This is a genomic window from Kitasatospora sp. NPDC093102 (genome assembly GCF_040683915.1).
GTDB lineage: Bacteria > Actinomycetota > Actinomycetes > Streptomycetales > Streptomycetaceae > Kitasatospora.
In genome coordinates this window covers 212,454-231,069 of record NZ_JBFBFA010000003.1, presented here as the reverse complement: position 1 = coordinate 231,069, position 18,616 = coordinate 212,454, and the positions used below count along the sequence as shown (strand labels likewise).

The following is an 18,616-nucleotide window of genomic DNA, read 5'->3' as shown; positions in this document are numbered from 1 at the left end:
GCCATGACCGCCCACCTCCGGCGGGCCGGCCGGCTCCGTCGCCGGCTGGCGCTCCCGCTGCTGACCGCCGGGTTGCTGCTCCTCACCGCCTGCGGCCCGGAGGACCCGGGCTTCGCGATGCAGCAGGACGTCGCCGCGCCCGCCCCGGCCGCCGCCAGCACCCCGGGCGCGCCCCCCGCCGCCGCGGTGCCGACGCAGGCCGCCCAGCCCAAGGCCCTGCCGGCCGGCGTCCCGTACGACGTCACGCCGCTGCTCAAGCCGAAGAACAAGTACCTCGGCACCGCCCTGCCCGGCGTGCCCGCCACGATGGACGCGCTGCCCGGCTACGGCGGCGCGATCGGCAAGCAGCCCAACGTCCTGGAGTTCTACGCCCATTGGAAGGGCGGCTTCGACACCGCCGGCGCGCGCCGGATCCACGAGGCCGGCGCGCTGCCCTTCATGGCCTGGGAGCCGCACGAGCCCTCGCTCGCCGCGATCGCGGCCGGCGACACCGACGACTACGTGCGCGGCGTCGCCAAGGCCGTCGCCAAGCTCAACCTGCCGATCGCCATCAGCATCGCGCACGAGATGAACGGCGACTGGTACCCGTGGGGCCGCCAGGCCGCCAGCCCCCAGGACTTCGTGGCCGCCTGGCGCCACGTCCACGACCTCTTCGACCAGGCCGGCGCCACCAACGTGATCTGGGTCTGGAGCCCCAACATCACCGTCCCCGCGCCCAACACCCGCCTGGCGCCGTACTACCCCGGCGACACCTACGTCGACTGGGCCGGCATGACCGGCTACTTCACCAACGACGGCCCCAAGACCTTCGAGGCCCTGTACGGCCCGACCATGGCCGAGATCCGCACCTTCTGCAACAAGCCCTTCTTCATCAGCGAGACCGCCGCCGAGCAGGGCAGGCACCAACAGGCCTTCGTCGACCAGCTGTTCTCCGGGATGGAGGCGCACGACGACATCGTCGGCTTCATCTGGTTCAACATGATCAAGCGGGCGGACTGGCGGGTCGAGACCGTTCCGGACACCCTCGCCGCCTTCAAGAAGCGGGTGTCCGCCCCCCGCTACGGCTTCGACATCCGGAACCCATGATGACCAGCGACCTCTCCCCCACCCCGAAGCACCCCGCCGGCCCGGTGTCGGACGTCCCCCCGCCGGACGGCCCGGAGCCCCGTACGCCCGTGCCCGTCGACAACCCCGACGGCGTCGAGCTGGCCCCGTACACCATCCCGCAGGTCCCCGCGATCGGCTGGGACCCGGGCCCCAGCCCCCGCCGCCGCTGGATCGCCCGCGGCCTGCTGGGCGCCGTCCTGACCGTCCAGGCCGCACTCTCGCTGCGCCTGCTGGCCGCCGCGCACCCCGAGGAGGCGGCCGCCATGGTCGTCGGGCGCCAGCAGCTGGCCCACCTGCTGCACGGCACCCCGGTCACCACCGACCTGGTCGACCGGGTGCACGGCTCGCCCTGGCTCTACCCGCCGCTGGCCGGCGCCGCCGCCGACGCCAACGGCATCTGGGGCACCCGGCTGCTCAGCCTCGGCTTCGCGCTGCTGACCACGGTGCTGCTGTACTCGCTGACCAGGCGGCTGTTCAACGAGCGGGTCGCCATCTGCGCCATAGCCGTGTACGCCGTCCTCCAGTCCACCGTCGTGGTCGGCTTCTACGCCGCGCCCGAGTCCCTCGCCGTCCTGCTGGTCGCCGTCGCGGCCTGGACCACGGTGTTCACCGCCCGCCGCCACCCGGCCATGGCCCTGCTCGCCGCCCCACCCACGGCACTGGCCTGCGCCGTGGCCTACTCCGCGGCCTTCGCCGTCCCCGCGCTGGTCGCTCTCGCCTTCGCCTGCGCCCGGCCGTACCATCGGGCCGGCCCGGCCGCCGTGCGCGCGCTGCTGGCGGCCCTCGGCACCCTCGTCCTGCTGCTGCCGTTCGGCACCCTGGGCAAGGTCGCCGGATGGTCGCCCTCGCAGGGCAACGCCCCCGGCTCCACCGGCTCGATCCTGCTCGGCACGCTCCAGTGGGCCGGCCTGTTCACCGTCCTCGCGGTGGCCGGCACCATCGCCTACGCGCGCCGCGAGCAGATGAACGAGCACGACGCACCGGAGAAGGACGCCGTCCCCACCTCCCGGAGCCGGCGCGCCCTGCTCGGGGCCACCCTGACCGTCACGGCCCTGCTGATCCCCGCCGCCCACCTGTGGACCGGCACCTCCGGCGCGTTGTTCCGCCACCTCGGCTACGGCATGCTGCTCGCCGCCCCGCTCGCCGGGGTCGGCCTGACCCGGCTGGTCGGTGCCCACTTCCGCCATCCCCAGCTGGGCATCCTGGTCTGGGTCGCCCTGCTCGCCCTCGGCCTGGAGCAGTCCGCCCTGCGCTACCAGAACGGGCCCGACTCCGGCCGCCTGCTGGCCGTCCTGCGGGCCCACACGCAGCCCCAGGGCCGCTACCTCACCGAGGTCGACGGACTCGCCGAGTACTACCTCGGCAGCGTCTCCAAGCCCGAGCAGTGGGTCTCCGCGCGCACCGGCACGGAGTACCGCGACGGGGCCGGGGTCGAGCATCACGGCGACGACGGCAGCGTGGCCGCGATCCGGGACGGCTGGTTCACGATGGTCGTCCTCGACAGCACCGCGCCGAGGGCCACCGACCGGGCCCTGAGCGAGGCCCTGGCCGTCGCCGGGCACTACCGGCTGGTCGCCCAATTCACGTCGCCGACCGGCGATTCGAGTACGTACAAGGTCTATCTCAAGCACTGACCGGCCGCCCGGCCTACGCACATCCGCGACACGACAGGCACAACATATGGTGCCGCCGCAGTCCGGCGGCACTACATGTATGCTCACTCCTGCTGTCGATGCAGGGGAACCCGGTGCGAATCCGGGACTGCCCCGCAGCGGTGTGCGGGCGGCTCCAGCAGCCGTACCCGCGAGTCCGATGACCTGCCGAACAGTGTGCGCCACGGCCCTCCCGCAGAGGCCGCGCCGGCACCAGCAGTACCCCCTCCGGGCCTCGCGGGCGGGCCGGGGAGTCACCGTCGCGCGACGCCGTCTGCGTTCGCGCCGTGCTCCCCTGCCCAGATCGGCCCGGTGCCCCCGATCACCGCCGCCGATCGCCGCCAGGAGAGAGCGCCTTGACCATCGCCGCCTCAGCCACCCTGCCCGCCCAGGGCTCCGGTACCGCCTTCACCGACCCGACGGTCTCCGACCCCGGCGGCGCCCTGCTGCGGCTGCTCACCGACCGCAGCACCGACCTCACCGAGGTGGACCCCGGCCATGTCGCCGCCGCCGCGCTGCGCGGCCGCCACGCCGGCTCGGACTTCGCCGAGCTGCGCGGGCTGGCCGTGGACGCCGCCGCGTCGATGATCGCCGAGGACCCCCAGTACTCGAAGCTGGCCGCCCGCCTGCTCGCGCTGGAGATCGTCGACGAGGCGACCAGCCAGGGCTCGGTGTCCTTCTCCGCCTCGATCGCCGTCGGCCACGCCGAGGGCCTGATCGGCGACACCACCGCGGCCTTCGTCGCCAAGCACGCCGCCGCCCTGGACGGGCTGGTCGACGCCGCGGGCGACGACCGCTTCGAGTACTTCGGCCTGCGCACCGTGCAGTCCCGCTACCTGCTGCGCCACCCGATCACCCGCAAGGTGATCGAGACCCCGCAGCACTTCCTGCTCCGCGTCGCCTGCGGCCTGGCGGTCGGCGACAGCGAGCAGTCGGTGCGCGAGGTGGCCGAGCTGTACGGCCTGATGAGCCGCCTGGAGTACCTGACCTCCTCGCCGACGCTCTTCAACTCCGGCACCCGCCACCCGCAGATGTCGAGCTGCTACCTGCTCGACTCCCCGCTGGACAACCTGGACTCGATCTACAACCGCTACGCGCAGATCGCCCGGCTGTCCAAGCACGCCGGCGGCATCGGCCTGTCCTACTCGCGCATCCGCTCGCGCGGCAGCCTGATCCGCGGCACCAACGGCAAGTCCAACGGCATCGTGCCGTTCCTGCGCACCCTCGACTCCTCGGTCGCCGCCGTCAACCAGGGCGGCCGCCGCAAGGGCGCGGCCTGCGTCTACCTGGAGACCTGGCACGCCGACATCGAGGAGTTCCTGGAGCTCCGCGACAACACCGGCGAGGAGGCGCGCCGCACCCACAACCTCAACCTGGCGCACTGGATCCCGGACGAGTTCATGCGCCGGGTCAACGCCAACGAGGACTGGTCGCTGTTCTCCCCGGCCGACGTGCCGGAGCTGGTCGATCTGTGGGGCGCCGACTTCGACGAGGCGTACCGCAAGGCCGAGCTGGCCGGCAAGGCCGTCCGCACCATCCCGGCGCAGACCCTGTACGCCCGTATGATGCGCACCCTCGCGCAGACCGGCAACGGCTGGATGACTTTCAAGGACGCCTCCAACCGCGCCGCCAACCAGACCGCGCTGCCGGGCCGCACCGTGCACTCCTCCAACCTGTGCACGGAGATCCTGGAGGTCACGGACGACTCCGAGACCGCCGTCTGCAACCTGGGCTCGGTCAACCTCGGCGCCCACGTGGCTCTTGATGCCCGTGCCGATGACCTGATCAACGCCATGGACTGGGAGCGGCTGGACGCCACCGTGCGCACCGCCGTGACCTTCCTCGACCGTGTGGTGGACATCAACTTCTACCCGACCACCGAGGCCGGGACGTCCAACTCCCGCTGGCGGCCGGTCGGCCTCGGCGTGATGGGCCTCCAGGACGTCTTCTTCAAGCTGCGCATCGACTTCGACTCCGCCGAGGCGAAGCAGCTGTCCACGCTGATCGCCGAGCGCATCATGCTCACCGCGTACGAGCGCTCCGCCGACCTGGCCGAGCAGCTCGGCCGCCACGAGGCGTACGGCGAGACCCGCGCCGCCCGCGGCGAGCTGCACATCGACCACTTCGCGAGCGCCGCCCCGCAGTGGGCCGACCGCTGGACGGCGCTGCGCGCCCGGATCGCCGAGACCGGCCTGCGCAACTCGCTGCTGCTGGCCATCGCGCCGACCGCGACCATCGCGTCCATCGCCGGCGTGTACGAGTGCATCGAGCCGCAGGTGTCCAACCTGTTCAAGCGCGAGACGCTGTCCGGCGAGTTCCTCCAGGTCAACCCGTACCTGGTGCGCGAGCTCAAGGAGCTCGGCGTCTGGGACCAGCAGACCCGCGACGCCCTGCGCGACGCCAACGGGTCCGTCCAGGAGCTGAACTGGCTGCCGTCCGAGGTGCGTTCGCTGTACCGGACGGCCTGGGAGCTGCCGCAGCGCGCGCTGATCGACCTGGCCGCCGCCCGCATGCCGTACCTGGACCAGAGCCAGTCCCTGAACCTGTTCATGGCGGCGCCGACCATCGGCAAGCTCAGCTCGATGTACGCCTACGCGTGGAAGGTCGGTCTGAAGACCACCTACTACCTGCGTTCGCGCCCGGCCACCCGCATCGCCCAGGCCGCGCCGGGTGCCGCCCGTGCCGCCGCGCCGGTGCCCGTGAACACCCCCTCCCTCACCCCGGAGCAGGAAGCCGCCATCGCCTGCTCCCTGGAGAACCCCGAGTCCTGCGAGGCCTGCCAGTGAGCACCCCTGAAGACCGCAAGATGCTGCTCGACCCCGGCTTCGAGCTGACCCTGCGCCCGATGCGCTACCCGTCGTTCTACGACCGGTACCGCGACGCGATCAAGAACACCTGGACCGTCGAGGAGGTGGACCTGCACTCCGACGTCGCCGACCTGGCGAAGCTCAGTGAGGGCGAGCGCCACCTGATCGGCCGGCTGGTCGCGTTCTTCGCCACGGGCGACTCGATCGTCTCCAACAACGTGGTGCTGAGCCTCTACAAGCACATCAACTCCCCTGAGGCGCGGCTGTACCTGAGTCGGCAGCTGTTCGAGGAGGCCGTGCACGTCCAGTTCTACCTGACGCTGCTGGACACCTACCTGCCCGACCCGGAGGACCGCAACGCGGCCTTCGCCGCGGTGGAGAACATCCCCTCCATCCGCCAGAAGGCCCAGTTCTGCTTCAAGTACATGAACGCGGTCGACCACATCGACTCGCTGCAGACGAAGGAGGACCGCCGCGCTTTCCTCCTGAACCTGATCTGCTTCGCGGCGTGTGTCGAAGGCCTGTTCTTCTACGGCGCGTTCGCGTACGTGTACTGGTTCCGGTCGCGCGGTCTGCTGCACGGCCTGGCCACCGGCACCAACTGGGTGTTCCGCGACGAGTCCATGCACATGGACTTCGCGATGTCGGTCGTCGACACCGTGCGCGAGGAGGAGCCCGACCTCTTCGACGACGAGATGGCCAAGCAGGTCACGGAGATGCTGGAGGAGGCCGTCGAGGCCGAGCTCCAGTTCGCACAGGACCTGTGCGGTGACGGCCTGCCCGGCATGAACACCGCCTCGATGCGCGAGTACCTCCAGGCTGTGGCCGACCAGCGCCTCGCGCGGCTCGGCCTGCCGATCCGGTACGGCTCGGCCAACCCGTTCGGCTTCATGGAGCTCCAGAACGTCCAGGAGCTGACCAACTTCTTCGAGCGTCGCGTGTCGGCGTACCAGGTGGCCGTCGAGGGCTCGGTCGCCTTCGACGACGACTTCTAAAAGAAGTACGGACACAGTGGTGCCCCGCACGGCCACAGCCCGTGCGGGGCACCACTGTTGTTTCAGTCGGTCGGAAACTCCCCGGACTTGACCCCGACGAGGAACGAGGACCAGGCATACGCCGGGAAGAGCAGCGCCGGCCCACCCGGCTCCTTCGAGTCCCGAACAGCCATCCCGCCCACCATCAACAGCCGGGTCTCCACGCACTCGTTCGCCTGGGCGCTATAGCTGCTCTTGCGCCACTCACGTTCGGGGACGGCCACGACGTCGGCTACCTCGATGCAGTCGCTCTGCGCGCCCGAGTAGGACGACTTACGCCACTCAAGTCCGACAGCAGAAGCGGACGGCAGGAACATACTCACCATTTCTAGATCTTGTCCTTTGCACGCTCGATGAGTGCGATCGATTCGGTACGCGGCAGCGACTCCGCCAGTGCACGGCGGAACAGGTTGGTGTACTTGAACACTTCCTCCGGCTCCTCGATGTAGAGCGTGCTGAGCAGACTGTCGACGTACACAACGTCCGTTTCTGTCGCCTCGGGGAAGCTCAGGATGGCGACAGGCCCGAACAACGCAGCATGAACGTCCGACTCCTCCGGCAGGATCCGGATGTTGATGTTCGGCTGTTCGGCACTCACCACCAGGAAGTCGAGTTGCTCCCGCATGACCGAGCAGCCGCCGATCCGGTGCTTCAGTACGGATTCCGACAAGACGACCCACATCCGAAGCGGTGCCTCCCGCGCCAGCACAGCGCGCCGTTCCTGACGGACCTTCGTCAGTCGCTCGACCTGCTCCGAAGTCGCATCCTCTATCTGCGCACGGACCACCGCACGCGTGTAGTCCTCCGTCTGTAGCAGGCCCGGCACCAGGAACGTCTGGATGCTGTACATGTCTGACGCATCGGATTCCAGTGCGATGAAGTCGGCGTAGAGCGGCGACAGCGTGTCCGAGTATCGATCCCACCAGCCGCGCAGGCGGCCTTCGCGCGCCAAGGCCTCCAACCGACCCCGAACCGTTGGATCCGCCACCCCGTACAAGTCGAGCAGCAGCCGGAGATCCACCAACCGAATGCCCGACTGAGCTGCCTCGATACGGCTGATCTTGCTCTCGGCGCAGGCAAGTTGTCGAGCCGACTGGGCAATCGTCAGATCAGCGCCTGTTCGCAGTTCTTTGAGCGTTCGGGCCAGCCTTCGCTGCCGAACCGTCGGGTTCTTGTTCACGGGCACCGCCGCGACCTCCCCACTTCCGTGAGCTGCCAGTCTGCCCTCCCCCGGCACCGACAACAATCTTTGATCACTTCCAAAGTGGGGACTTGCACTTTAGAAGCCACCAGGAGCATGCTACTCAACGTATCCAGCCAGTCGACACATCGTGATCATGCGAGCTGGTCGCCTGGCATCCCCATGCCTTCTTCAGCCGTCTTCACCCCGCACCACCGGAGGTGGCCCCGCCATGTCTGAAGCCGTCTTCCCTTCCCCCGTCGAGCAGACCTGCCGACTCACCCGGCACCGAAAGTCCGCCCGAACCGCCCGCCGGAAGCTCCACGACTTCCTCCTCCCCCACCCCGCGGGCGAACTCCTCCTCCCGACCGGCGAGTTGCTGGTCAGCGAGCTGGTCACCAACGCCATCCAGCACTGCCGCGCCCCGCGCGACCGGCACATCCTCGTCCACTTCCAGCTCTCCCCGGACGGCACCCTCCGCATCGAGGTGCACGACGCCGACGGTGAGAAGCCCACGCCCCGCCCCATCTCCACCTCCTCCGAGACCGGCCGAGGCCTGTTCCTCGTGCAGGAGTTGGCCACCCAGTGGGGCTGCTGCCCGCGCGAGGGCGGGATCGGGAAGTTCGTCTGGTGCCACATCTCCCCCGAGGCGGGCGCCGCGTGAGCGCCGTCCGGGCCGGGATCGTCGGCATCATGCGCCCCACCGACTTCCCCAGCGTCGACCACGCCCTCCCCGTCCTCTGGGAGCGCGTGCGCGAACTCCCCATCCGCGAGGCCCACCGGGACTTCATCCGGATCTGCATCGGCCCCGGCGGCGGCGAGGGCGTCGCCCGCTGCCTCAGCCGTAACAACACCTGGAGCACCACCCTCTACGTCGGCGAGATGACCGACTGGACCTCCCACCTGATCACCATCACCAGCCAGCCCTGAACTCCCGCTCCCCCGACCGGCGTTCACGCCGGGCAGGGACTACCGGAATCGGGGCAGCGCTGCGGGAGCTTCGGCCGGCTTCCGGCAAGGAGGCCAAGGCCGTGGCGCGCAGAGCCGTCACGCCGCCGCACAAGTCGCACAAGACCCATCAGCCGCCAGATCCGTTTGGGCCTCACGACACAGGAAGTCGGCCGGCCCGACTTCCCGTGCACGGGTTCGGTGGGACCACCTGGGCGTTGGACCTTTGCCTGCCGGCCGGCTCACCACCGCATCGGCCTCTGGCGCTGCCGGGCCGACCTCTTCCCCTCATTCTTCCGCCCAGGTCCTGGGCGGGGCGGGGCCGTTCCATGCCGCCCCGAAGCGATACCGAAAGGTGCAGACGATGACCGATCACAACCTGTACGAACTCGACCTCTCCCGAGTCGAGTTCAACCGCGCGTGCGGCGGCAACCAGGGCGGGGGCGACGACGGCGAGTCGTGCGTGACCCTCGGCCTGGTGCAGCACGGCGTCTTCGCCCTCGGCGACAGCAAGCGTCCCGACCGCGAGCCCCTGCTCTTCACCGCCGAGGAGCTGACCAACGCCGGGATCGACCCGGCTCGGTTCGGCCTGCGCGCCTGACATCCCCCGAACCACCCTGGCCGCCCGCAATCCCGTGCGGGCGGCCGGGGCACCAACCACACCGAGGAGCAGCACAGTTGCACTTCCACGGTTACGAATGGGCCGGCGACGGCCGGCTTCTGGCGAAGGAATCCGAGCGCCGGCCGATCGACCGTGCACAATTCAGCCACTCCGGCCTGCCACCTCTGATGACAGGCTGGTGGCTGCTGCGGCCCGCCGCCCAGGTCCGGAGCACCTGGTCAACACCGGCCGATGCGGCCGACTGGCTCGTACAACGCTACGCGGAGCACACGCCCGGCGGAGACCCCTGGCTCCCGCTCTCCACCCGCCGACAGCACGCGCTCGACCAACTGGCCGATCACTCCGACGTGGTGTGGTCCCGATGGGTCTCCGACAGCCGTTGGTCCGGCCACTACATGATCGTGTGCCCCAACCGCTTTTGGACCGACGTCCCCTGCCCGGCCGCCCCCTGGGGGCCGGCACGGTAGCCCCGCCCCGCCCTCAGTCGTGCTCGTCCCAGTCCGGTGCGCAGAAGCGGGCCTCGCTGAGCATGGTGTCCCCGGCCCTGGTCGCCCGGACGTACATGTTGCTTCCGTCCGGCCCCTGGTCCCCGGCGCAGGTGAGGCGCAGGTGCAGGTCTCGTTCCTCGACGTAGCGGGTGATGGCCGCGTCGACATCGGAGACCGACCGGCCGATCAGCCGGATGCCTTCGAACTCGACCTGGGGCCCGGTACGCCCGTGCAGGGTCACCGCCGCGAGGACGGGGGCGCCCAGCCGGCCGCCGTAGTGGGCGGTCACCCCGGTCTCGTCGAAGACGTCTGCGCTCAGGGTCCACTGTGCGGCCTGCGGCCAGGGTGCGGCCCAAGGGTGGGAGCCGCGGCGCACGGCCGGTACTTCGCCGTACAGGGCGGCCGCCACCTGCGACGGGCTCATCCCGAACCGAAGCGGGCCCACGCCCTCCAACGGGGTGCAGTCCCAGCGGGGCCGGTCCTCGTCCGGCGTCACCTGCCACGTCCCGGAGTGCATCTCCCCCGCGCGGACGCCCGACCAATCGCTCACCGGCCCCGGCCCGTAGGGGTCCTCGGCCAGTTCGGGGCCGACCAGCAGGACATCGGTGATCGCTCCGCTCCTCCGCTCCACGTACCCTTCGGGCGCCACCCCCCACTCCTGCTCGGCCCCCATGGACACTCCCCATGCGGCCACCTCCGGGTCACCGCTCCGGTTCACCCGTATCGATGCCCCGTCCTGGCGGGCGAGTTCGTGGAGGTCCGCACGAACCTCCGACGGAACCCGGGCGATCAGCTCGATACCCCGTAGCAGTACCAGCGGTCCGGACATCGCGTCGACCGCCACTGCGACCAACCGCGACTCCGACCCGTAGATCGCGGTCACCCCGAGGTCGCGGTAGCACTGCCGGGGGCCCACGCCTTCCGGTCCCTGCGTGATCCCGGCGACCTCCCCTCCCAGGGCGGCCTCGACGTGCCCGGGACTCATCCCGAACCGCAGCGGCCCGACCCCCACCAGCGGGTCGAGCACCCACCGCACCCGCTCCTCGCCGGGCTTCCTGTTCCACCAGCTCACCGCCGCACCCCCACCACCCGATGATCTTGTCGGCCACCCTAGGCCCGACCTCCGACAAGGGAGCCGACTCCTCCCCGGCCGCCGAAATATATCGGACCCGCTACGGTCGCATGCGCGATGAAAGAAACCGGCGCCCAGCCCGCCGAGACCGAGCTCCGGATGACCCTCGGCACGAGAGCGGTCGTCTGGGAAGGCGCCCGAGCTCCCGTGTGGCAGATTGACCGGACGGCCCCGCGCAGGGGCGCGTGATCGAGAACCGAGGTCTCCCGTGTCCGCATACAAAGCCGCACCGCGAACGGTCGTCGAGGCCTGCTTCGACCCGCAGGGCACGGCCGCACTCGACTACGTCTACGACGTCGCCGCGGCGGTCGGCCTCTCGGACCAGCCGGTCCGGTTGGCCGTCCGCCGGCTGGAGGCGGCCGGCATCCTGCGCCAGGAGGGGCGGGGCCGCAAGGGCCGTCTCGTCCTGACCGACGCGGGCAGGCTCCGCTCGGACACCGACGTCCGGTTCGTCGCGCTCGCCTACGCCCAGGACGCCGGTCTCGTCCCCTGGGACGGCCTCTGGCGCCTCTACACCTTCTCCGTCCCCGAACGGCACCGGTCGGAACGCGACGCCCTGCGCACCGCGCTGACCCGGCTCGGCGCCGTCCCGCTCGCGCCCGGCGCCTACGTCAGCCCCCACGACCTCCTCGACGAACTCACCGTCGAGGCCTCCGCACGGACCGTCGGCACCTACCTGATCACGGCGGAGGCCACCCGCCTGACCGGCCCGGGCTTCACCGATCCCACCGCCACCGCGGAGCACCTCTGGCCCCCGGCCGAGACGGTCGAGGCCTACCGACCGCTCGCCGAAGCGCTCGCAGAGGAGCCCCTCGGCCCCGACCGCGACCCCGTCGAACTGGTCGCGGCCGCGCTGCGCCTGGCCGAGGCATTCACCCACGCCCTGGAGTGCGACCCGCTCCTCCCACCGGAGCTGCGGCCCACCCCCTGGCCGCCGTCCCGGGTGCGGCACGACTTCCACGAGGCCTGGACCGCCATCCGCGGCCGCACCCCCGACCTCTCGCTCTTCCGGGCCTTCGACACGGAACCGGCGGCCACCGGCCGTTCCTGATCCCCGGGCCGTTCCTGATCCCTCGCGTCCGGCACGGCTGCCCCGTGCCGGAGCGGACAACGCACAGGGCCGGTACGGAACTTCCGTACCGGCCCTGCCGACTCGGGGTCGGTCCTTACTCGTTCGGCACGGTTGCGTACTTCGGGGTGCCCTCGGCCATCTGCCGCAGGGCGTCCTTGCGGTCCCGCTTCGACAGCTTGTCGATGTAGAGGGTGCCGTAGAGGTGGTCGGTCTCGTGCTGGAGGCAGCGGGCGAAGAAGCCGGTGCCCTCGACGCGTATCGGCTTGCCGTCCTTGTCGACGCCGGTGACCGCGGCGTAGTCCGGGCGGGCCAGCTCGGCGTAGGCGGTGGGGACGGAGAGGCAGCCCTCGTTGCCGTCGTCGAGGACGCGGCGACGGTCGGCCGGGTACTCCTCCAGCACGGGGTTGATCACGTGGCCGATGTGGCGCACGCCCTCGTCGTCCGGGCAGTCGTAGACGAAGACCTTGAGGTCGACGCCGATCTGGTTGGCGGCGAGGCCGACGCCCTCGGCGGCGTACATGGACTGGAACATGTCGTCGATCAGCCCGGACAGCTCGCCGTCGAAGGCGGTGACGTCCTTGACCTCTCGGTGCAGCACCGGGTTGCCGAAGACGGTGATCGGGCGCGCGGTGCCCTTGCTGAGGTCGGGCTCCTCGCCGATCACCTTCACGGGCGTCTCGGGCGCCGTCCCCTCCACGTCGTGCTCGTGCTCGTGCTGCTCGGCCTGCTCCGCCATGTCTTCCGCTTCCGTAGGTCTACGCGTTACCTCACCAGGGTACTCAGCACACTTCTTCGAGATCCCGGTAAGCCCGACTTCCCGGGGCCGCCGCGACCCAGCGGTCCAGCAGGGTGCGCACGAGGTGGGCCGGGGCGGCGATCCCGCACTCGCGCTCGACCAGCCAGGACATCCCGGCCGCGCCGCCCTGGCTGAGGTGGCTGAGGTGGCCGGGGTGGGCGGCGTCGCCGTCGTCGTGCGGGTCGTGGTGGGCGGCGACGCCGTCGTCGGAGGCCATCCGGCTCTCCGAGCAGGCGCGGCACAGCAGCCGCACCGAGGAGGTCCAGTCCTCGGCCGCGTAGCCGGCGTCGGCGACCAGCCGTTCCAGCGCGTCCCGGTCCCCGGCGGTGGCGGCCTGGAGCAGCACCACGTAGGTCGGCACCGGGGAGGGCGCCCACAGCTCGATCTCGTCGAACACCGGGTAGGCGACGCCGTCGGTGACCCGCTCGCCGTGCGGGGCGCCGTCGTGCAGCACCACCTCGCCCCAGCGGCGGCCGGAGGAGGGCAGCGGGATGGACAGCACCTCGATCCGGGCCGGATCCAGCCGGCGGCCCCAGACCACCTCGGACTCGCCGTCCGGGGAGAGCCGCACCGGGGTGGTGCCGAGGTCCAGGCTGACCGGGCCGTCCGGCTGCCCGCCGGGGCCTCCCGGCAGCTTCAGCCCGTACGCCTGCCAGGCGCGGCGGGCCAGCGGCCAGTCCTGGAGGGCGGTGGCGGTGATGCCGAGGTTCCACCAGTCCGGGGCGCCGTGCTCGCGGTCCAACAGGGCGACGGCGCGCAGGCCGGCCGAGCGGGCCTGCTCCCAGTCCCGGCGGAACTTGTGCAGCAGGGCGAGGTTGAACCAGGAGTCGGAGAGCCACGGCTCCAGGTCGGCGGCCATCACCAGCAGCGCGCCGGCGTCCTCGTAGCGGCCGTCGCCGATCAGCGTGAAGGCCCGGTCGGTCGTCTGCCGCCAGGTGGCGGACGGCCGGTGCCGTGCCCGGTGGAAGATCCTCACGTTCGTCCCTGCCGTCGTCGTCCGCTCAAGTCCCGTGCCACCGTGCCCGTCCCGCCTCGGACGGCGTTCGGGCCCGGTGTCCCGGGTCGGTGTTCCACGCTACGACCGCATCCAACCACGCCCGCCCCCGCCCGCGCTCCCCACCGCCGAGGTTGGGGCCCGCCCCTCCCCAGCCTGCCTGCCCGATCCCGCCCGCTCAACCCCTGGCGTCCGGGAGCCGGTTCCCGGGCGCCGCGAAGGCGGCGGCGGGCCCGTGCTGAGCGAGCCCCGCGCACCCGGGCCCGCCCTCGGCGACGGGCTATCCGCCCACCCTGGCCAGGGCGTCCACCACGCGGGCGTCGTAGACCCGGCCGCGGCCCAGCCGCAGCGCCTCCAGCGCCTCCAGCCGCCCGACCGCCTCGCCGACGCCCCGGCCGCGGGCCGCCGTGAGCAGGTCGTCGTGGGCGTTGGCGACCCGGATGATCCGGGACGCGAGCGGCACCGGGCCCTCGCCGGGGGCTGCCCCGGTGCCGGGGTCGGCCAGTCGGGCGACCTGCTCGGCGACCTGCCGGGGCACCCCGGTGCGGCTGATCACCTCGCTGCCCAGGCGGGCGATCCGCTGCTGCTCGGCGCAGGGCAGCAGGGCGGTGGCGCCGTCCGGCACCGGTTCGACCAGGGACAGCTGGCCGACGTCGTGCATCAGCGCGGCGTACTCCAGCAGGGCGAGCTCGCGGGTGCCCAGACCCAGCTCGCGGCCCAGCGCGCACGCCGTGTCCGCGACCCGGCGCGCGTGCCCGTGCGGGGTGTAGCCGGCCAGCTCGGTGGCCCGGGCGAGGCTCGCGATGGTCTGCCCGGTGGTGGCCCGCACGGCGGCGGCGCGCCGGAAGGACACCTGGGCGAGCAGCAGCGGGGTGCAGAACAGCGGCAGCGCCCACAGCCCGACCTCGCCGGCCGCGAGGCTGACCAGCATCCCGGTGGCGACGATCGCCGAGCCGATGCCGAACAGCGAGCGCAGCTCGTCCTCCAGCGCCGCCGGGAACCGCAGCCCGCCGCCGGAGCGGCGCAGCAGTGCCGCCAGGGTCGCGTCGCAGAGCGCGGCCAGCGCGGCGACGGCGGTCAGGAACACCCCGTACGCCGGGCCGTCGGGGGAGAAGCGGTCGACCGTGCCGCCGTTGTAGAGCGGCTGGAAGACGGCGGCCGCGAAGCCGACCGCGAGCACCCGGCGGGCGGCGCCGTCGCGGCGGGCCGGGTCGGCCCAGGGCGGACGGCGGTGCGGGTGCCCGGGACCGTCCGGCGGAACGGGGCGCGGCAGGACGAGACCGGCCAGCCCGCCCAGCAGCAGGCCGGCCCCGGTCACCGCGACCACCTGGAGCGTCCCGTGCGCGGTCGGCACTCCGCGCAGCGGCCCGAGCAGGGCGTACGCCAGCGCGCCGGCCGCACCGATCGGGGCCTGCTCCCGATCCCCCGGAAGGGTGATCCGGACGCACTCGCCGAGCGCGATCAGCACGGTGAACGCCAGCGCGACCCTGGGCCCCGCGACCCCGCGCACCGCGACCGCGCCCAGCGCGAGCACCAGCAGCGCGGCGGCCGCCGCGTGCACCGCGCGCGCGGTGCGCCCACAGGGCGTGCGGCCGCGGACCACGCGCCGCAGCGCCCGGGCCCCGGGCCCCGCACGACCGGCAGCGGAACCAGCGGCAGCCGTACGGCCGGAAGCGGTACGCCCGGAAGCGGCACGGCCGGACGTCGCGCGCCCCCGGGCCTCGCGCCCGAGGGCCCTCACGGTTGCCCGGCCGCGGGGACGGTCCCGCCCCGGGGTGGCACCCGGCCCGGTGCCGCCCGGACCGGTTCGGGCACCCCGAGCGGGATGTCCGGCACCGCCTGGATGCAGTCCTCGGAGTGCACCACCGGCTGCCAGTCGTGCCCGGCCAGCGCGTCGATCAGCGCCCGCACCATCACCGGGTCGAACTGGCTGCCTGAGCAGCGCTCCAGCTCCGCGACCGCCTCGCCGACCGGGCGGCCGCGCCGGTAGGAGCGGGTGGAGGTCATCGAGTCGAAGGCGTCGGCGACCGAGATGATCCGGGCGAACTCGGGGATCTGCTCGCCCGCCAGCCCGCTCGGGTAGCCGCGGCCGTCCATCCGCTCGTGGTGGTGCAGGATCCCGGCGTGCGCCTCGCCGAGGAAGTCGATCCCGCGCACCAGCTCGTACCCGTACACCGGGTGGATCTCCACCGCCCGGCGCTCCGCCTCGGTCAGGGGACCGTTTCTGCGCAGCAGCTCGGTGGCCACCCCGAGCTTGCCGACGTCGTGCAGGATGCCGGCGAAGCGCAGGGTGCGCAGCCGCTCGGCCTCCATGCCGAGCTGATTGGCAATCAGCACCGAGGCGTGGCCCACCCGTTCGCTGTGGCCCCGGGTGTAGGAGTCCTTGATCTCCACGGCCTGCACCAGTGACTGCACGGTGGCCTGGTGGGCGTCCCGCTCGCGCTGGCCCTGGGCGAACACCCAGGCCGAGATGGACAGCGGCAGCAGCGCCAGCAGCGCCGCGAACGCGCCGTACGGGCCCTGCCAGAGCACCGCGACCATCAGCCCGCCGGCCGCGTGCACCAGCACCGGCAGCCCGCACACCGACTGCGCCCCGCGCAGCAGCACCCCGGGCCGGCGCCCCTCGCTGAGCATCAGCATGACACCCACCACCACCCCGTTGACCAGGCAGAACACCGCGACGGCGGCGAAGCCGGGCAGCAGCGCGGCCGGGAAGCGGGAGCCGAGCAGCAGCTGCGGACCGTGCAGCAGGCAGAAGGCGGCCGAGGAGGCGAAGGCGCACAGCGCGAGCTGGGAGCCGTTGAACAGCTGGCGCGGGCGGCAGCCGCGCCCGCCCGGTCCGCCGAGCAGCGCGGCCGGGGCGGCGACCAGGGCGGAGGCGGCCGGCGGGAGCATCAGCACCCCGGCGAACAGCACCGGGAAGAAGGCGTTCACCCCGGGCCGGGCGGGCGCCCGCTCGGGCAGTGCCGGCCGGCGCAGCAACCGGCGCACCAGCACCAGGCAGGGCGTGGGCAGGCCCTGGGCCAGGGACTCCCAGCAGCCGTGCAGGAAGGCCAGCAGTCCGACCTTGGGCCAGTCCACCGGTGCGCCGAGCCAGCCCGGCACCCCGGGGGTGGCCGCGGCGGGCAGCAGTGGCACCAGGCAGCACAGCGCCGCCACCGGGACGGCCACCAGGTAGCGCGCCGCCCCTCGCGGCAGGGCCGATCCTCCACAGTCGGTAGCGATCGCGACCTCCCCGCCGTACGGACCTTTGTTGCCTCAACGCGCCGGGCGGACCGACGGTGAGTGTCCGTCAGGAGAATAGGCCGCCGCCCGGGCATGGGGACGCATGGTGCCGCAATGGCGCAGTTGGCGCACCGCCAACTCACTCGAACGAGTGACGGCGCATGTGAGCAGGACGGGAGCGGCCCCGGGGGCGCATGCTCCCGGGGCCGCTGTACTCCTGGTCCGAACCGTCCGGCCCGCCCTCACCGGCGGACCGGCGGACTACCGCACCCGGCGGTCGACCACCCGGCCGGCCACCGTACGGGCGTTCGACCGACGGGCCGTCATTCCGCCTGGGCGCCGGCCTCGACCGGGGCGCCGGAGCGCTCGGCCGACTCCGCCCCGGCCGCTCCACCCGGCCCGGGCGCCGGCCGGGCCGACTCGGCGTGCACCTCGACGGTGGTCTCCACCGCGACCACCACCTGCTCGCCCGAGCGCTGCCCGGCCCGGATCGAGTCGATCCTGGCCAGCACCTTGCCGCGCAGGTCGGTCGGGGTGTCGTCGCACCCGCAGGAGCGCTTGATCAGCGCCTTGATCGCCTGCTCCAGCCCGTACTGCTTCAGGCAGGGCGAGCACTCCTCGAAGTGCACGCGCAACTTTGCGCAGTCGCCCTCGGGCATCTCGTTGTCGAGGAATTCATAGAGGTGGTCGAGGACCTCGCCACACTCGGTTTCGTGCGGATCGCCGCAGCTCATGAGCCCGAGCCCTTCGCTTCCTGCCCTGCCCCGCTGCCGGCCGGGACCAGCCCGCGCTCACGGGCGTAATCCTCCAGCATGCCGCGCAGCTGACGGCGGCCGCGGTGCAGCCGGGACATCACCGTACCGATGGGAGTACCCATGATGTCCGCGATCTCCTTGTACGCAAAGCCTTCTACGTCCGCGAGATAGACGGCGATCCGGAATTCCTCCGGGATGGCCTGGAGCGCGTCCTTCACGTCGCTGTCGGGGAGGTGGTCCAGCGCCTGGGTCTCGGCCGAGCGCAGACCGGTCGACATGTGCGACTCGGCCCGGGCCAGCTGCCAGTCCTCGATCTCCTCCGCCGCGGTGCGCTGGGGCTCCCGCTGCTTCTTGCGGTACGAGTTGATGAACGTGTTGGTGAGGATGCGGTACAGCCAGGCCTTGAGGTTGGTGCCCTCACGGAACTGGTGGAAGGACGCGTACGCCTTGGCGAACGCCTCCTGGAGCAGGTCCTCCGCGTCGGCCGGGTTGCGCGTCATGCGCAGCGCCGCCGAGTACATCGGATCCAGGTAGCCCAAGGCGTCGCGCTCGAAGCGCTCCCGCCGGGCCTCCTCGCTCTCCTCCGCCGACACCCGGTAGGTGTCCTCACCGATCGCCTCGGCCAGCTCCTCACCGGTGAGCGCCTCGCCCGCAGGCAGGGCGTCGCCCGGGCCACGGCCCGGATCGGCCTCGTGCTCGGTCCCGACGACCGGACCCACCTCCTCGGCATGACGGGCACGGCCCACGGCGGGCCGTCCAGAAATGGAGGATATCGGGCTGACGGGCTTCTCGCCCGCGTCGAGC

General features: G+C 72.1%; 18 protein-coding genes and 1 riboswitch. Of the genes, 9 read left to right on the top strand and 9 right to left on the bottom strand.

What is annotated here, in order from left to right:
- Positions 1 to 3: 3 nt before the first annotated feature.
- The 4 genes from AB0O11_RS06720 (at position 4) to AB0O11_RS06705 (ending at position 6,561) form a co-directional block, all read left to right on the top strand.
- Entirely contained in the window at positions 4 to 1,086 is a 1,083-nt protein-coding gene (locus AB0O11_RS06720) for a glycosyl hydrolase (RefSeq protein ID WP_363382519.1), read from the top strand.
- Positions 1,083 to 2,741, top strand: coding sequence for a glycosyltransferase family 39 protein (locus AB0O11_RS06715; protein ID WP_363382517.1), 1,659 nt, complete (start codon positions 1,083 to 1,085; stop codon positions 2,739 to 2,741). Before AB0O11_RS06720 ends, AB0O11_RS06715 begins: the two co-directional genes overlap by 4 nt.
- A gap of 46 nt (positions 2,742 to 2,787) precedes the next feature.
- A riboswitch (cobalamin riboswitch) is annotated at positions 2,788 to 2,947 on the top strand.
- Positions 2,948 to 3,139: 192 nt separating this feature from the next.
- Complete coding sequence (locus AB0O11_RS06710; RefSeq protein ID WP_363382972.1) at positions 3,140 to 5,545, top strand: ribonucleoside-diphosphate reductase subunit alpha; 2,406 nt, start codon at positions 3,140 to 3,142, stop codon at positions 5,543 to 5,545.
- A gap of 20 nt (positions 5,546 to 5,565) precedes the next feature.
- Positions 5,566 to 6,561: a ribonucleotide-diphosphate reductase subunit beta gene (locus AB0O11_RS06705; protein ID WP_224279777.1), complete on the top strand. Its 996-nt coding sequence runs from the start codon at positions 5,566 to 5,568 to the stop codon at positions 6,559 to 6,561.
- Between the two features lie 62 nt (positions 6,562 to 6,623).
- Here AB0O11_RS06705 and AB0O11_RS06700 read toward each other — a convergent pair whose 3' ends face one another.
- Together AB0O11_RS06700 and AB0O11_RS06695 are read right to left on the bottom strand one after the other, a co-directional pair.
- A complete protein-coding gene (locus AB0O11_RS06700; RefSeq protein ID WP_363382516.1) occupies positions 6,624 to 6,917 on the bottom strand; it encodes a DUF397 domain-containing protein in 294 nt (97 codons plus the stop codon).
- 11 nt (positions 6,918 to 6,928) lie between these two features.
- The gene (locus tag AB0O11_RS06695) at positions 6,929 to 7,780 is read right to left on the bottom strand and encodes a helix-turn-helix transcriptional regulator (RefSeq protein WP_363382514.1); all 852 of its coding nucleotides are present in this window, start codon (positions 7,778 to 7,780) and stop codon (positions 6,929 to 6,931) included.
- Between the two features lie 232 nt (positions 7,781 to 8,012).
- On the opposite strand from AB0O11_RS06695, the gene AB0O11_RS06690 reads away from it, so the two are divergent.
- The 4 genes from AB0O11_RS06690 (at position 8,013) to AB0O11_RS06675 (ending at position 9,817) form a co-directional block, all read left to right on the top strand.
- Positions 8,013 to 8,444, top strand: coding sequence for an ATP-binding protein (locus tag AB0O11_RS06690; protein WP_363382511.1), 432 nt, complete (start codon positions 8,013 to 8,015; stop codon positions 8,442 to 8,444).
- A complete protein-coding gene (locus tag AB0O11_RS06685) occupies positions 8,441 to 8,710 on the top strand; it encodes a hypothetical protein (protein ID WP_363382508.1) in 270 nt (89 codons plus the stop codon). The genes AB0O11_RS06690 and AB0O11_RS06685 overlap by 4 nt, the downstream gene beginning before the upstream one ends.
- A 382-nt stretch (positions 8,711 to 9,092) precedes the next feature.
- The gene (locus tag AB0O11_RS06680) at positions 9,093 to 9,329 is read left to right on the top strand and encodes a DUF397 domain-containing protein (RefSeq protein WP_224279752.1); all 237 of its coding nucleotides are present in this window, start codon (positions 9,093 to 9,095) and stop codon (positions 9,327 to 9,329) included.
- 77 nt (positions 9,330 to 9,406) lie between these two features.
- Positions 9,407 to 9,817 (top strand): hypothetical protein, encoded by a 411-nt coding sequence (locus tag AB0O11_RS06675; protein WP_363382506.1) that lies wholly within the window; start codon positions 9,407 to 9,409, stop codon positions 9,815 to 9,817.
- 13 nt (positions 9,818 to 9,830) lie between these two features.
- Here the strand turns inward: AB0O11_RS06675 and AB0O11_RS06670 are convergent, their stop codons facing one another.
- A complete protein-coding gene (locus AB0O11_RS06670) occupies positions 9,831 to 10,910 on the bottom strand; it encodes a hypothetical protein (RefSeq protein ID WP_363382504.1) in 1,080 nt (359 codons plus the stop codon).
- 268 nt (positions 10,911 to 11,178) lie between these two features.
- On the opposite strand from AB0O11_RS06670, the gene AB0O11_RS06665 reads away from it, so the two are divergent.
- Entirely contained in the window at positions 11,179 to 12,021 is an 843-nt protein-coding gene (locus AB0O11_RS06665; protein ID WP_363382502.1) for a transcriptional regulator, read from the top strand.
- A 115-nt stretch (positions 12,022 to 12,136) separates the two neighbouring features.
- On the opposite strand, the gene def is transcribed toward AB0O11_RS06665, so the two are convergent.
- The 6 genes from def to AB0O11_RS06635 form a co-directional block, all read right to left on the bottom strand.
- On the bottom strand, positions 12,137 to 12,778 hold the full coding sequence (gene def / locus AB0O11_RS06660) for a peptide deformylase (protein ID WP_363382500.1): 642 nt from the start codon (positions 12,776 to 12,778) through the stop codon (positions 12,137 to 12,139).
- Between the two features lie 43 nt (positions 12,779 to 12,821).
- Positions 12,822 to 13,814, bottom strand: coding sequence for a hypothetical protein (locus AB0O11_RS06655; protein WP_224279740.1), 993 nt, complete (start codon positions 13,812 to 13,814; stop codon positions 12,822 to 12,824).
- A 298-nt stretch (positions 13,815 to 14,112) separates the two neighbouring features.
- The gene (locus AB0O11_RS06650) at positions 14,113 to 15,393 is read right to left on the bottom strand and encodes an HD domain-containing phosphohydrolase (RefSeq protein ID WP_363382497.1); all 1,281 of its coding nucleotides are present in this window, start codon (positions 15,391 to 15,393) and stop codon (positions 14,113 to 14,115) included.
- A gap of 176 nt (positions 15,394 to 15,569) precedes the next feature.
- On the bottom strand, positions 15,570 to 17,003 hold the full coding sequence (locus AB0O11_RS06645; protein ID WP_363382495.1) for an HD-GYP domain-containing protein: 1,434 nt from the start codon (positions 17,001 to 17,003) through the stop codon (positions 15,570 to 15,572).
- Between the two features lie 377 nt (positions 17,004 to 17,380).
- Positions 17,381 to 17,791 carry a mycothiol system anti-sigma-R factor gene (rsrA, locus tag AB0O11_RS06640; protein ID WP_363382493.1) on the bottom strand — a complete coding sequence of 137 codons (411 nt, stop codon included), beginning with the start codon at positions 17,789 to 17,791 and terminating at the stop codon, positions 17,381 to 17,383.
- On the bottom strand, positions 17,788 to 18,426 hold the full coding sequence (locus tag AB0O11_RS06635; protein ID WP_224285424.1) for a sigma-70 family RNA polymerase sigma factor: 639 nt from the start codon (positions 18,424 to 18,426) through the stop codon (positions 17,788 to 17,790). The genes rsrA and AB0O11_RS06635 overlap by 4 nt, the downstream gene beginning before the upstream one ends.
- Positions 18,427 to 18,616: the final 190 nt, after the last annotated feature.